The following is a 15,143-nucleotide window of genomic DNA, read 5'->3' on the forward strand; positions in this document are numbered from 1 at the left end:
ATAGATGGTATACTAAATGGATAATATCATTTTATGAACTCAAACTTATAATATTCAAACCTAAGGAAATGAAAGGGCTTTATTATGACGATTCTTCATTTCTCCGTCCCTCCGCTGCCGGAGTATATCATGAGCGGGATTTGTAATGGACCTATGGCAGGTAAGCATCCAAACCGCAGGAATATCGGCATATTTGATCTGCTGGTTGTGCTCTCTGGTGAGCTTGATGTCACAGAGAACGGAACTGCCTATCAGATCAGCGCAGGGAAATATTTAATACTACGGCCGGATGCGCATCATTACGGGACGAAAGATTGCTCGGAGGATACAACCTATTACTGGCTGCATTTTCAATCTTCCAGCTCATGGAGTACGGATTCTTCATCTCTGAAGCTTCCGAGCCATGATTCTTCCGAGCTGCAGTTAATGGTCCCGAATTACTTCACGTTACAGATCCCCCAGTTCGGCACGCTGCCAAGCATAGACAGAACAGAGGAATTGCTTCGAACATTAACCGGGCTTGTACAGCATGGTCATCATACTCCATCCTTATGGAAACAGCAGCTTGTCTTTCAAGAGCTGATGGAGCATTTGGCAGGAGCACTGGAGCCTCCGATTTCCTCGCCTTCCTCTACGTGCGCCAGTAAAGCTGCTGCGTATATACGCAAGTATTATCGGGAGGAATTCAAAGCTCAGACCATGGGAGAGCATATCAATTTTCACCCTGTCTATATCGCACGGTGCATGCAGAAGGAATTCAATTGTTCTCCAGTCGAGTATTTGCTGCAATACCGAATCGAGCAGGCAAAGCTGCTGCTATTACAAACAGATCTATCCATCAGCCGGGTTGCTGAAGAAGTAGGCTTTAATCAGGCTGCGTACTTCACATCCTGCTTCACCAAACAGGAAGGCATATCACCACGAAATTTTCGGAAGCGATTATTCATGAGTGATAACTCCTAGATAATGAAAAAAGGTCCGAACCCTTAAGCGGTATCGGACCTATTATCCACGTATGAGAGCCTCTATTGATCAAGCTCAATTGTATTTAGAGAAGCATAGGCGTGAGGCTTAAACCCTTCCGTCGGTTCTCCTTGCGGGATGGATACCTCATAAATGAACCAGGTGCCATCTATATCCTTGATGATATATTCATAGGAATCACCTGTCGTTTCTTCCCGTACTTTTAGATACAGGCTTGCATCGTCTATGCTGCCACTTTCCTGTTCTTCTACCGTGCCATACTTAGAGAGTCTGGTTATCCCCTCTTCTCTTAACTGTACAAGCTCCGTATCACCGCTCTCTTGACCAATCTTCACCTCATAGTCCGGATCCACATCCATAGACAACACACCGGTCTCAGGATTAAAGGTGAATATATCAAACACATATAGAGAATATCCATCTGCTGCTTTTACCAGCTCTGCTTCTTTTTGCTCCGTCGTACCTTCAAGCTGCAATTCGATCTCTGTTACGGCAGGTCTTCCGTCTCCCGGTGATTCAGAATCAATGCCTTTAGGACCCTCACTTCCTTGTGCAGAGCTTATAATCTCAATGAGAACCAACTGCTGAAGGGAGTCCTGGCCTTCAATCGGTCGCTCTTCATATTTAAACTCAAGCACGCTGTTCTCTTCTACCTCTGCAATCGCATCCTGCATTCCCTCGCCTAACTGAAAGGCTGTCGGCTTGCCATCGATTACAATCTCAACCGTGTGCGGATCGGCAAGACCTGTAAGCGTTCCTCTCGCTTCCTTGATTACTGCCTCGGGCTCATTCGGCTCCACAACGCCTTGGTCAACTCCTGGATCAGGGACAGGCCCCCCTTCCGTACTCTGACCACACCCTGCAATCGTAAATACAAATAGTAATAACCATATCATTTGAGTTCGGATTTTCATCATTCAGCACCTCCTCTATATAGGACGCGACCTTATACTTTAAAGTTGCTTGTAAATACAGAATTGGGCTCTGAACTTTTTGTATTGGTGTATTCATTTGCGTGGATTGCCGTCCTTCAAGGAATGTTGTACGCTGGGGCGGAGGATTTGTAGAATTTATCATCATACTCCTTCTCTAATTAGCTAAACAAGCCGTCACTTGTGCTTAACAAATGACGGCTAATTTGTTAGTCTCCTTTCTTAACCTTTGAGCTTATTTGCTTATTTCCCCAGGGTCTCTGGTCTCAACGATATGGTGTGCACAGGCTCTTCTTTTTTGTTTAAGTTGGAATGAATATAGAACATCGCAAGTGCAGCAAATGAAGACATCGTGCCTAGAAAAATAACCGGAACAATCCCCCAAAGATCATATACATTACCGAACATTAACGGACCAATCATTCTTCCCACATTGGCAAATCCTCCGGACAACCCCATATAGAAAGGTGCATAAGGGCCTGTTCGTTCAGAGAAAAAAGTAGGAATTGTCGGCAGCAGCATCATCTCACCGATGGTCGCCAGGATCATGCCGAGAACGAGGTAAATGTACTGATCATGGAAGAACAGGATGAAAGTAAACGCAATAGCTGAGAATATTGCACTTACAAACATTTGCCGAACGATTGTTTGTGCAAAACGGCTTTTCATCCAGGCAGTAAAAGGTTGTCCGAACAAGATTACAAAACCATTGATTGTCCACAGCAGACTGTAGAACTTAAGATCCATCCCCTTCTCGTCTATGTAAGGAGCAATTCCCGTTGACCAGAGAGAGAAGGAAATCCAGAAGAACATGGCACCAAGTGAAATAAATAAATATATGCTCATGTTTTTCAATAAGCTTTTTCGATCCAAATGTGCCTCTTCCATTATTAGCGGGTTACTTTCTTCTATTATATTGGGATTCTTAACTGTATTCGGAATAGAGTGAGGATGTGAAGAGGTGCCTGCACGTACACGCATAAAAAATAGCAAAAATATGGCAAATAAGAGTGTTGTTGTTCCTGTGAACGTATAGGTTAAAGTAAAGGAAATAGAAGCAATTAGACCACCCACCATCGCTCCAATGGACAAACCGAAATTGTTGCACACATACATCAGGTTATACAGTGTTCTTCGATGCTCTTTCCAACGAAACCCAACATAGGCGTTCAAGGATGGAAGTGCAATTCCGTTAACGAAGCCAAGCAAGCACACGCATAAAATATACGCCGGCCAGCTGTCAGTGAAGGCTATACCATACAGCGCGGCAGCAGACAGAATAAAGGAGCCGGTAATCAGGAGCTTCGGGCCAAGCCGGTAATACAAATTCCCCCCTACTATTTCACCGATTACACTGCACAGCGCTTGATATAACACAATGAGTCCGGCCTCACCATAGGATTTCCCCATTATATTGTGAACATATAGTGTAGTTAGTGGCCACATGATCGCTTTGCCTGTGGAATTGACAAAGCTGGCGGCAATAAACAGCAGCGCATCTCTTGGATATTTTTTCAGCAAATCGAGCTTGGTATTCTTCATATGCCCTCTACTTTCATACACCCGTCCTGCGTGAGTCCATCGCATCACGGATACCATCACCTATAAAATTAATGGACAGTACGGACAGTATAATAACGAGCCCCGGCGGAATCCATAACCACGGCTGAGTGGTCAGTGCAGTAATGGACTGTGCTGCATTCAGCATATTCCCCCAGCTTGCAGCCGGCGGCTGAACGCCCATTCCCAAAAAGCTAAGAGAGGATTCAGATAGAATCGCGGCAGCTGCTCCAAAAGTCGCATTGACGAGAATAGGTCCCATCGCATTCGGTAAGATATGTCCGAAGATGAGGCGAGGTGAACTGAAACCAAGCGCGATCCCGGCTCTTACAAATTCAGTTTGCCGAAGTGAGAGCACACTGCCTCTCACCAGTCTTGCAACTGCTGGCCATCCAAGCAGAGCAAGCACGATAATAATATTTGAGAGTCCTGTACCAAGTACGGTTACCAGTACAAGAATGACCATCATGCTGGGAAATGACATAAACACATCAATAATTCGATTGATCAGCATGTCAACCCATCCTCCGACATAACCTGCAATGGCGCCAACTACTGTACCTATTAGTACATACAGGATTACGGTGATAACACCTACCGCAAGCGATACCCGAGTAGCATATATCAACCTGCTGAGCACATCTCTTCCCACCTGATCCGTTCCAAGCCAGTGAGCCCCAGAAGGAGGTGCGGAGAACGCACCTATAATTGCATTCGGATCGTATGGCGCGATTAATGGCGCAAATATACCAACGAGAATTAATAATCCCATGATTATAAGGCCTGCTACAGCAAGCTTGTGCTGCATAAATCGCTGTCTAATCATTCTCCAGTAGCTATCCACTTCATAGGAAGGCACTTGAGCCATGGCTGCTGATGTCCTATCTTCTGAAGCTGCAATAGGCTGCACATTCAGTGAAGGCATACTTTCTCACTCCTTTCATTAACTGTATTTGATACGTGGATCAACAACCGCATACATCACATCAGACCATAGGTTTGCGGCTAACACAGACAAGGCGGCCAGCATATTCACGCCCATAAGCAGTGGAAAATCTCTTGAGAATATGGCTTGAATGGTAAGCTGCCCCATTCCGTTCCACTGAAAGATCGTTTCCGTAATCACTGCCCCGCCGATGAGTATGGGAATATCAAGACCCGCAATCGTGATAAGAGGGATTAGCGCATTTTTTAGCGCATGTTTATTAATAACGATAAATTCCTTCATTCCCTTTGCCCTGGCCGTCCTGAGATATTCCTGCCCGAGCACTTCAATGACACTTGAACGCACATAACGGATCATGCCCCCGGATATGGAGGTCCCTAGCGTAATTGTAGGCAGGATAAGGTGAGTCAGTGTATCCCAGAACCCTCCGCTTCCTCCCATCGAGTTCATACCACCGGTAGGAAGTATACCTAGCAGAACACCGAAGATATAAATAAGACCTAGTCCAAGAAAAAAATTGGGAATGGATACACCAAGAAGAGAGCCCGTTGACATCAAGTAATCAAATTTGGAGCCAGATTTGACAGCACAATATATCCCAATCGGTATAGCAATTAAATAACCAAACAAAATAGAAGCTCCGACTAACAGCAAGGTCGGACCAATTCGTTCAGCAATCATGGCCGTAACAGGCTGGAATGAGCTGAAGGAATGCCCAAGATCACCCTGTAATAAGTTTGCAAGCCATTTAAAATAACGGATCATAAATGGATCATTGAGCCCTAGAGCCTCTCTCCGGATCTGCTTGTCCTCCTCCGTTACATCCGGATTCACATACATATCCACCGGGTCACCAGGGGCTAGGTTAATCAGCACAAAATTTAGAAAGGTAACACCAAGAAGCACCGGAAGGGCGATAAGTAATCTACGGATAATGTAATTAAACATAGAGTGCCCCCTCTTCTCGAGTCCTCACTATTGGGTTACTTATGAGCGGATAATGACAGGCATAATGATGGTTCTGGTCAATTCCATCATTCGTCAATCCAGGCTCTTCTTCCTTACATTTATCATTTGCCATCGGGCAGCGGGTATGAAAACGACAGCCTGCCGGTGGTGCTGCCGGACTCGGAACATCCCCTTGCAGGAGGATCCGTTCTTTATTTCGAAGATGTGGATTCGGGACAGGATAAGCATCCAATAATGCTTTGGTATAAGGATGCTTCGGATGCTGAAACAAAGCTTGGGCAGAAGCAATCTCAACGATTTTTCCTAAATACATGACTGCAATTCGGTCACTCATATATTTAACTGAGCCTAGTCCATGTCCAATGAACAGGTATGTCAGATTAAACTCTTGTTGTAAATCCTTCAGCAAGTTCAAAATTTGGGCTTGAATCGACACATCCAGTGCCGAGACTGGCTCATCACATACGATGAGTTTAGGCTTCAAGGCCACAGCACGAGCAATGCCTATTCTCTGTCGCTGGCCTCCCGAGAATTCGTGTGGATATTTACCAAGACTTGAGAGAGGGAGCCCAACAATCTCCATAAGCCAAGAAGCCTGCTGCAGAGCATCTCCATCCGTCATCCCCCGTAGTACTTTGAGCGGCTCTGTCATTAAGTCCACGACCCGCTTTCTCGGATTCAAGGATGAATACGGATCTTGAAAGATCATTTGCAAGTCGCGCCTGATTCCTCGCATTTGTCCAAGAGGCAGCGGAGCAAGATCCTTTCCCTCAAATAAAACCTTACCTGAGCTAACCTCCTCCAGCTTAACAATGCTTCTCCCAAGCGTTGATTTTCCACAACCCGACTCTCCTACAAGTCCGACTGTTTCTCCAGGAAACACCGTTAAATCCACCCCATCCACCGCTTTGATATGACCGATGGTTTTCGAGAATAGTCCTTTCTTGATCGAGTAATATTTATGAACAGATTCTAGTTGAAGCAGCGGTGTTGCAGCTGTAATGATTTCTTTTTTATTCATCTGTAATGTGGACATCGATTCACCCCTCGATCTTGGACAAATTGTCCGGCATGATTGGATACCAGCATCTTACTTTGTGACCTGCTTTAATCTCTGTAAGCGGAGGCAGCGAATGACATCGTTCCCCAGCTCTTGTGCATCGCTTCATAAATCTGCAGCCTGAAGGCATCTCCTGCAGGGAAGGAACCGAACCTTGAATAGAGCGAAGCTTCACGTCATCCATTTCTATATGAGGGATGGATTCCATCAAGCCATTGGTGTAGGGATGTGCAGGATGGTCAAACAGCTCGAACACTTCCCCTTCCTCCACCACCTGACCGGCATACATCACGATAATTCGATCCGCCATCTCTGCAACAACACCCAGGTCATGCGTAATCAGCATGATTGAAGTGCCATATTCAGAACGAATATCTTTAATCAGCTGGAGAATTTGAGCTTGAATCGTCACATCCAGAGCTGTCGTAGGTTCATCCGCAATCAGGAGCTTGGGCTTGCAGGCAAGAGCCATGGCAATCATAACCCGCTGTTTCATTCCACCTGATAAGGTATGGGGATATTGACCAAGAATCTGCTCTGCTCTTGAAAAACCGACTTGCTTAAGCAAGGTTATTGCGTGCTCTTTGGCTTGTTTAGCGTTTAAATCTAGATGCATCCGAATAACCTCGATCAATTGATTTCCGATGGTGAATACCGGATTAAGAGAGGACATCGGGTCCTGAAAGATCATGGCGATATCTTTGCCTCGAAGTTTAATCAGTTCATGTTCGGGGAGCTCAGCCAGCTCTTTATCCTGAAACCGAATGGATCCGTGAGATATATAACCACTTCGTCCAAGTAAGCGCAGAATCGATAGAGATGTCACGCTCTTCCCGCAGCCAGATTCGCCGACGATACATAAGGTCTCGCCTTCTTGAAGAGAGAAGCTGACGTCATCAACGGACGTCACTTCTCCTGTTTCTGTACGAAAATTGGTTTTCAGCTCTCGAACCGTCAGCAAATCGTTCATGCTGTACCTCCTTCGTCATTCTTGATCCTTATCTGCGTTCCCATGTGTTAACGTCATAGTGCATACCATCGACGACACCACCCTTACCGTTAATGTCCTCTCCTATTGCCATAAGGTTAAACTCGGAATATACCGTGATGAGTGGAACATCCTCCTGAATAATATTTTGAAGCTTGTCATAGATTTCACCTCGTTTCACAGGATCCGTCTCTGCCATACCCGCATCAAAGAGCGCATCTACTTCTGGATTGTTATACCGCATATCGTTCAGTGCTGCAGTCGATCGGTAGACCGTCGCTGGCCCGTCAGGATCGATAATGCTTCCGAAGCTGCTGAGCGCAAGATCGAAATCTCCTGATACCAGCTTAGAGACCGTCGTTGGAAAATCAAAATTGACCTGATTCACCTTCAGACCTATTGCCTGAAAATTTTGTTGAATTATATTCCCTGCCATTTCACGTGTTCTATCTCCAGTCGGAACAATAAGCTCAATGGGAGCATTCATATCGAAACCTGCTTCAGCTAACATTTGTTTGGCTAGTTCTGGATCATAGGAATATTTAAGGATATTCTCGTCGTGGTAAGGATGGCTGTTTGAATAAGGCCCATCCTGCAATTCGCCTGTCCCAGGCATCAGCTGATCTACAATCATTTGACGATCGATTGCGTAGGCAAGAGCTTGACGTACTTTTTTATCAGGAAACCGTTCGGTATTAATTTCAATGGAATTATATCTTCGGGTCTGTTCTTCAAGGGTCTTTAGACTTTCGATTGACTTGACTGTGCTCCACTCCGTTGCTGGAATATTCCCAACACCTTGCGCAGCATTCATGTCGAGCTCACCAGACTCTAATTGCGCAACCATATTGGCAGCGGGCATGATTTTAATAAACACTTTCTCTATCTTCGGTGCTCCCCGGTAATAATCCGGGTTGGCAGCCAGCTCAACATAAGATTTGTTCTCATACTTAACAAAAGTATAAGGTCCGGAGGTTACATTGGGACTACGCCAGAACGGATTTTGGTTCAGTTCCGCGGGATTCACTTCAGACAATATGTGTTTAGGTACAATGAGCACATCTGAGAAACGTTCATATACGAGATTGGGGTCAACCGGGGTTTTGGTGCGCAGCTCCAGATGCTTGTCATCAATGACTTTAATGGACTCCAGCTTGTCCTTTCCTTCCGGCAGCATTCCTTTCTCATTTAAACCGTCCAATGAAAAAATAGCACTGCGCTGAGTTGTAATGGTCTTCGGATTGGCGATCAAATTAATCGTAAATTCAACATCCTCCGCCGTAATTGGTGTACCATCCGTCCAGTTTGCATCTGGATGGAGGGCAATTTTGAATGTTTGATTGTCCTCTGTTTCAAATGACTCTGCCAGCTGAAGCTCAAATTGAAGTGGTCCTGTCGTCTTGATCAAGCTGTCAAAGAAATAACGATACGTAAACACAGCGCCGCTCGAACCACTTCCGTCAGAATCAATCGGATTAAACATAAGCGGAGGATTGGTGATTCCGATCGTCAACTGGTTTGCTTGAGAAGCATTACCACCAGACGCCGCTCCTACTGCGGTTCCCGCGCCTTCCCCCTGTGAGCCGCAGCCTGTTATAAGCAGCATGCCAATCAGAGGGAATAAAGCCATTTTTTTAAACCATTTTCTCATATGACATGTCCCCTTCCGCCCGTGTCACGCGTTCTGACTTCTCTCTACGCTTTACTGCAAGCAAGCTGATAAACTCAAACACAATATTAGCTGCATTCAGTGCCGTCACCTGACTTGAATCACGGTCAGGCAGTACTTCTACCAGGTCAAAACCAATAAAATCAAGGCCCGCCAAGCCTCTCAGCATCTTTTGTGCTTCGTAGGTCGTGAAACCGCCGACCTCTGGCGTTCCCGTTCCAGGCGCATAGACCGGATCCAGAAAATCAATATCAAAGGTAAGGAACACCGGGCGATCTCCGACACAGCCTTTTACCTTGCGACAAAGTTCAGGAATGGTTAAATCCCTGACATCATCTGTCGTCAACACTTCAAAACCCATCGCTCTGGCTTCCTCCAGACCATCTGCACGGTATGTTGTTCCTCTCATTCCCATCTGGATGGAATGATTAGGATCGATCAGACCTTCATCTACTGCATAACTGAAAACAGCACCATGCGACCACATTCTTTCCGGATGCTTGGATCGGCCAGTGTCAGAATGGGAATCAAAATGCACCAGACATACAGGACCATGCTTCTTGGCTGCTGCTCTTAAGTGAGGAAGTGATATAGAATGATCTCCTCCCAGCAATATCGGCACCACGCCTGCTTCAAATACTGGCGTCAGCTGTTCTTCAATTGCCTGGTAGGATTGTTCGATATAACCTGGGTGAACGATGAGATCCCCATAATCCACCCCTGATAAATATTCAGAAATATCAATCTGATGTACGGGAGAGATCGGCCTGATCCGCTGCGACATGCTTCGAATTGCTGACGGACCGAACCTAGCTCCAATTCCATAACTGACACCTGTGTCAAACGGAACACCGATTACGGCAAAATCCACGTCATCATCCAGGTTTTGTTCGTAAGGCAAATGCATAAACGTATGGATTCCTGAATACAACGGTTTCCCCATTTCAATCTGTGGACGATATTTCATCTTCAGCTCACTCCATTCTATTTTCTTAGAAAAAAGCAAAAAGAGGCTGCTTAGAATTAAGCGGCCTCTTTGCCATAGACAAGCATCCCATACTAGAGGATGCATGCTTGTATGCAGTTGTGTAATGCAATTATAGAAACAGGAGTTACTTATGTCAATATGTTTAACATATTATCTTGAAATTTATTATTTTTTGTACTTTTGTGTCAGATTACTTCACTTAATCAGTTGACTTTTAAATAGATGTATTATATAAATTATCATTAATCAGGAACATTCTCCTTTGTACATACACAAAACACGAAAGCTGTTGTCTCAATTCCTACTTCGAGGTGATGGGTAAATTATGAAACCAAGATTATTGCATGTTCATGATATCCCGACGACCAAATGTCAAGTTGATGTCAAGTTCAAAGAACTAGGTTATCGTGTTGAGTCTGTTGAAGCTGAATGTATGAGTAAGCTTACAGAGAGCAGGTTTGAAATGATCATTCTCGATTTGCCTGCTTGCCGACTGAAGAAATGGCTTCATTCGGCAAACTCCTTATTCTCTTTTCCTATTCTGTGGTGGTGCGATGAACGAAAACCTGCTACTGCCGCTCCCCACGAGAAGCTCGACGGTGTACTCTGCTCAGGCATGAATGATAATGAGCTTCAATGGTCATTGCTCATAGGAGTAAAGAACTATCAGATGAGGGTCCATTTGGAACGTGAGTATCGTTTCTTATCCAGCAAGCTTGATGAGATTAAGCGTGTTGAAAGCGCAAAGCTGTCACTTAGTAAACAGAAAAATATAAGTGAGAACAAAGCGTATGAACTCATGCGTACACAGGCAATGAATGAACGCAGAAAAATCATCGAGGTCGCTGATTCCGTGTTAAAACAGACTATATGATCTGCCTCCTGGCATGCCAGGCGCACACGTTAAAACATCCGCTGAGCAATTAGCTTCAGCGGATGTTTTTTTATATAACGTGAAGTCAGACAGTCACAGATTCTGCAGCCATTAGCTTTTGACTTCGGCGATGTATTGCCAGAAGTGTAATAAACTCCGATACAATGGTGGCCGCATTCAGAGCCGTTACCCTTGTTGGATCACGGTCAGGCAGCACCTCTACAAGATCACATCCAATGATATTTATTCCAGCAAGTCCTCTCAGCATCTGAATCGCTTCATATGTCGTAAATCCCCCGACTTCAGGCGTTCCCGTTCCTGGTGCAAACACAGGATCCAGAAAATCGATGTCAAAGGTCAGGAAGACCGGTGTGTCTTTTACTCTGTCCTTGACTCTTTGACATAGCTGCTCCGTCCCCATTCTCTTCACATCATCGGTAGTAAGCAGATCAAAACCAAGGGCACGAGTTTCTTCATAGTGCGTTAAGCTCGAATGTCCCCGCATTCCCATTTGAATGGATGTCTGAGTATTGATCCAGCCTTCTTTGGCTCCATGATAAAACATATTACCATGAGAAAACCTGCGTATTTCATCCATAGGCTCCCAAGCATCCGAATGAGAATCAAAATGAACGAGGCTGATCGGACCATATTGGGCTGCAGCAGCCTTCACATGAGGATAGGATATGGAGTGGTCACCCCCTAAAATAATAGGAACAATGCCTTTATCATAAATTGGAGCAAGCTGCTCTTGAACGGTTTCATACGTCTGTTCAATATAACCAGGATAGATGGAAAGGTCACCATAATCGATTCCTGACAAATACTCACTGCTATCAATTCCTTGGGCCGGATTCGTTGTCCGGATTCGCTGTGACATTTCCCGTATTGCTGACGGACCAAATCTTGTGCCTACTGCATAACCGGCTCCCGTATCAAATGGATTTCCGATAATAGCATAATCGACATGATCCAATGTCTTGATATGCGGAAGATGCATAAAGGTACGAATTCCTCCAAAAGCAGGTTTGCCTTTCTCTGTTAAAGGTCGATACATGTACAACACTCCTTAGAATGATTTAAAAATGCATAAAGTAAACAGAAAGAGCCGCTCCCTTATCTTCTTAGATAAGCAAGCGGCTCTATTGCCGATCAAGTAGTCACCCGTCTTGGAAAGACTACCTGAGATATGCATTTGTTGTGTATGTAATATAGCAAACAATGGAAAAATGGTCAAGCTGCCAACTAAATTATGCATCTAAAGAACCAACCCGTCTATAAGCCTTCACACAGTTGATAAATCTCTTCCTTATTGCACAAATCTCGTCCCCATCTTATCATATTGTATAAAAAAATCCCTCAACAGCATGGAATATCGTTCATGATCAACAGGATCAGTCCGACTCATGTTAACTATCGAGGGATATTTTATCAGACATAAGAATACTTGGGCCTATGTACTTTATCCGCCGAAATAGAAGATCTTCTCAGCAGACTAGCTCACCGCAAGCCATTCTTAATAAGGATCCTGCTCGTGTCCTTTTTGAATTGCTTCATTCACTGCCTCAGGTGCATCATCGGCTCCAAGCGGATGTGTTTGTGCAACACTGTTATTGTCACCCATCATTTTGCTCTTCTCTGCAATGCCTTCTCTCAAGCGGCGTCCATAGTCATCATCGGCCTGCTCTGCAAGAGCAATCATTTTATCTTGAATGTCCTTCGGGCAGATGGCAAGATCGTTCACCATGTTGTTGATCAGCTCATCCTTTTCCCATTGTTCAAAATCACGGTAGGTTTGACCTGCCTGCTTCGTATTGTCATTGCGGTCTATGGACTCTCGGACAAGATTGCCTTCGACATACGGGGTGTACTCTTTTCCTGTCTGCTCTGCTTCTGTAAGTCCGCCCATACTGGATGGTTCGTAATTGACATGCAGATTCTGCCCCGGTGCCTTGTCGTTATAATAACGAAGCTGACCGCCCTCCTGGTTGGTTGCAACACGCTTCTTCGCGGCATTGATCGGCAGCTGCAAATAGTTCGCACCTACACGATAGCGCTGTGTATCCGAATAGGAGAAGGTGCGACCCTGCAGCATTTTGTCATCCGAGAAATCAAGTCCATCGACCAGTACTCCTGTACCAAAAGCAGACTGCTCTACTTCATTGAAATAGTTCTCAGGAGACTTGTTCAGCACCATGCGTCCAACCTTCTTCCATGGGAACTGATCATTCGGCCACAGCTTTGTGTCATCCAGCGGATCAAAATCGAGCTCTTCATTCGGACCATCCTCCATGATCTGCACGAACAACTCCCATTCCGGGTAGTCACCACTCTCGATAGCCTCATACAAGTCCTGCGTCGCATGGTTGAAGTTCTTCCCTTGAATCTCTTCTGCTTCCTTTACAGTGAGGTTCTTAATGCCTTGCTTGGGTTCCCAATGATATTTGACAAGCACTGCTTTTCCTTCTTGATTGACCCATTTGTATGTGTTTACTCCCGAGCCCTGCATCATTCGGTAGTTCGCTGGAATGCCCCATGGAGAATAGACAAATGTAACCATATGAAAGGATTCCGGCGAATTGGCACAGAAATCAAAGAACCGTCTCGCGTCCTGAATATTGGTCACTGGATCTGGACGGAACGCATGAATCATATCAGGGAACTTCATTGCATCCCGGATAAAGAAAATTTTGAGATTGTTGCCAACGAGATCCCAGTTGCCGTCTTCTGTATAAAATTTAACTGCAAATCCGCGCGGGTCACGCACCGTTTCCGGAGAGTGCAGGCCGTGTACAACGGTAGAGAAACGCACGAAGACGGGTGTTTGCTTGCCTTTTTCCTGGAACAGCTTGGCACGAGTGTACTTGGATATCGGCTCATCCCCGCATGTTCCATAGGCTTCAAAGTAACCATGAGCTCCTGCTCCTCTGGCATGTACAATGCGTTCGGGCACCTTTTCCCGGTCAAAATGGCTTATTTTTTCGATAAAATCGTAGTTTTCCAGAGTTGCAGGCCCCCGATTGCTGACCGTTCTAATATTCTGATTGTTTGTAATCGGATGACCTTGTCGATTCGTTAAAGTTTGGTCGTCTTCTATGTTCGTTTTCGGATCAGTATTATGCGTATCCAATGCATGTACCTACTTTCCTATAATATGGGTGAGGTCAAGCCTACCCCTTGTATATTTTCCACAACTGGAATTTTTATTCTTATATTTGTGTGCATAAAATGATTGCAAAATGTAGACTCATGAAAATTCACATCCAAAAAACCCCTTCCCGGCTGTATCGCCAAAAAGGGGCTTAGATCTAAATCCTTATATATTTTAATAAAGGCTGACCGGTTACATCGCACCCATACCGCCGTCAACGCGATACTGCACACCTGTAATAAATGAGCTCTCATCAGAAGCGAGAAATAGTACGAGATTGGCGATATCACTGGATTCAGCATAACGTCCCAGCGGGATAGCCTTGGCCAATGTCTCCTGATCCGTCTGCATTCCCGTTTCGAGGGAGCGCATCATACGTGTATTGACTGGTGAAGGGTGAATGGAGTTTACCCGGACATTTTTACTGGCTACCTCAAGTGCGGCTGCTTTGGTCAGTCCCACAACCGCATGCTTCGAGGTAATATAAGGTGTTACTCCAATGCTTCCGCTTAATCCGGCGACGGATGAAGTGTTGATAACACTTCCATAGCCTTGATTTACAAGCACTTTAAGCACATGCTTCAATCCGAGGAACACACCCCTGACATTCACAGCAATAACCTTATCGAAATCCTGAACCTCTTGTTCCATGATCGGCGCAACCTTACCTTCGATCCCGGCATTATTAAAGAAAATATCAATTTTGCCAAATTGATCCACGGTCGCTTTTACATACTTCTCCACATCTGCTTCATTCGATACATCTGCTTGGATAGCAACAATTTCACCGTGTGATGACAATTCCGACTTCACCGTATCGAGGGCATCCTGCACGAGGTCTACAATAACCACCTTCGCGCCTTCCTTCAGAAACCGCTCAGCAGTCACTTTACCGATTCCGCCGGCTCCTCCTGTAATGATCGCAACTTTGTCTGTTAGTGTAGCCATTTCGCATGTCTCCTGTCATTTATATTCTGGGTTATAACTCGACCTAAGTAATTTACCCAATTGACAGAAAAATA

At 45.1% G+C, this 15,143-nt stretch carries 13 protein-coding genes; 2 read left to right on the forward strand and 11 right to left on the reverse strand.

Annotated features, from left to right (window positions below):
* The first annotated feature begins 84 nt into the window (after nt 1–84).
* Nucleotides 85–963: an AraC family transcriptional regulator gene (locus BK126_RS00865; protein WP_076310862.1), complete on the forward strand. Its 879-nt coding sequence runs from the start codon at nt 85–87 to the stop codon at nt 961–963.
* A 62-nt stretch (nt 964–1,025) separates the two neighbouring features.
* Here the strand turns inward: BK126_RS00865 and BK126_RS00870 are convergent, their stop codons facing one another.
* The 8 genes from BK126_RS00870 to speB (BK126_RS00905) form a co-directional block, all read right to left on the reverse strand.
* The gene (locus BK126_RS00870) at nt 1,026–1,901 is read right to left on the reverse strand and encodes a hypothetical protein (protein WP_076310863.1); all 876 of its coding nucleotides are present in this window, start codon (nt 1,899–1,901) and stop codon (nt 1,026–1,028) included.
* A gap of 258 nt (nt 1,902–2,159) precedes the next feature.
* Entirely contained in the window at nt 2,160–3,503 is a 1,344-nt protein-coding gene (locus tag BK126_RS00875; protein WP_256702779.1) for an MFS transporter, read from the reverse strand.
* On the reverse strand, nt 3,472–4,344 hold the full coding sequence (gene opp4C, locus BK126_RS00880) for an oligopeptide ABC transporter permease (RefSeq protein WP_143757707.1): 873 nt from the start codon (nt 4,342–4,344) through the stop codon (nt 3,472–3,474). Before opp4C ends, BK126_RS00875 begins: the two co-directional genes overlap by 32 nt.
* 75 nt (nt 4,345–4,419) lie before the next feature.
* The gene (locus BK126_RS00885; RefSeq protein WP_076310866.1) at nt 4,420–5,370 is read right to left on the reverse strand and encodes an ABC transporter permease; all 951 of its coding nucleotides are present in this window, start codon (nt 5,368–5,370) and stop codon (nt 4,420–4,422) included.
* Nucleotides 5,363–6,427, reverse strand: a complete 1,065-nt coding sequence (locus BK126_RS00890) for an ABC transporter ATP-binding protein (RefSeq protein WP_305954022.1) — start codon at nt 6,425–6,427, stop codon at nt 5,363–5,365. Before BK126_RS00890 ends, BK126_RS00885 begins: the two co-directional genes overlap by 8 nt.
* 4 nt (nt 6,428–6,431) lie before the next feature.
* Nucleotides 6,432–7,421, reverse strand: coding sequence for an ABC transporter ATP-binding protein (locus tag BK126_RS00895; RefSeq protein ID WP_076310867.1), 990 nt, complete (start codon nt 7,419–7,421; stop codon nt 6,432–6,434).
* A 28-nt stretch (nt 7,422–7,449) separates the two neighbouring features.
* Nucleotides 7,450–9,090: an ABC transporter substrate-binding protein gene (locus tag BK126_RS00900; RefSeq protein ID WP_076310868.1), complete on the reverse strand. Its 1,641-nt coding sequence runs from the start codon at nt 9,088–9,090 to the stop codon at nt 7,450–7,452.
* A complete protein-coding gene (gene speB, locus BK126_RS00905) occupies nt 9,074–10,075 on the reverse strand; it encodes an agmatinase (protein ID WP_076310869.1) in 1,002 nt (333 codons plus the stop codon). The genes BK126_RS00900 and speB (BK126_RS00905) overlap by 17 nt, the downstream gene beginning before the upstream one ends.
* A gap of 346 nt (nt 10,076–10,421) precedes the next feature.
* Between speB (BK126_RS00905) and BK126_RS00910 the strand changes: the two genes are divergently transcribed.
* Nucleotides 10,422–10,970, forward strand: a complete 549-nt coding sequence (locus BK126_RS00910; RefSeq protein ID WP_076310870.1) for an ANTAR domain-containing response regulator — start codon at nt 10,422–10,424, stop codon at nt 10,968–10,970.
* An 85-nt stretch (nt 10,971–11,055) separates the two neighbouring features.
* Here the strand turns inward: BK126_RS00910 and speB (BK126_RS00915) are convergent, their stop codons facing one another.
* The 3 genes from speB (BK126_RS00915) to BK126_RS00925 form a co-directional block, all read right to left on the reverse strand.
* Entirely contained in the window at nt 11,056–12,027 is a 972-nt protein-coding gene (speB, locus tag BK126_RS00915) for an agmatinase (RefSeq protein ID WP_076310871.1), read from the reverse strand.
* 459 nt (nt 12,028–12,486) lie between these two features.
* Complete coding sequence (locus BK126_RS00920; RefSeq protein ID WP_076310872.1) at nt 12,487–14,100, reverse strand: catalase; 1,614 nt, start codon at nt 14,098–14,100, stop codon at nt 12,487–12,489.
* A gap of 213 nt (nt 14,101–14,313) precedes the next feature.
* The gene (locus BK126_RS00925) at nt 14,314–15,069 is read right to left on the reverse strand and encodes an SDR family NAD(P)-dependent oxidoreductase (RefSeq protein ID WP_076310873.1); all 756 of its coding nucleotides are present in this window, start codon (nt 15,067–15,069) and stop codon (nt 14,314–14,316) included.
* Nucleotides 15,070–15,143: the final 74 nt, after the last annotated feature.

The sequence above is a fragment of the Paenibacillus sp. FSL H7-0326 genome (assembly GCF_001955535.1).
GTDB lineage: Bacteria > Bacillota > Bacilli > Paenibacillales > Paenibacillaceae > Paenibacillus > Paenibacillus shunpengii.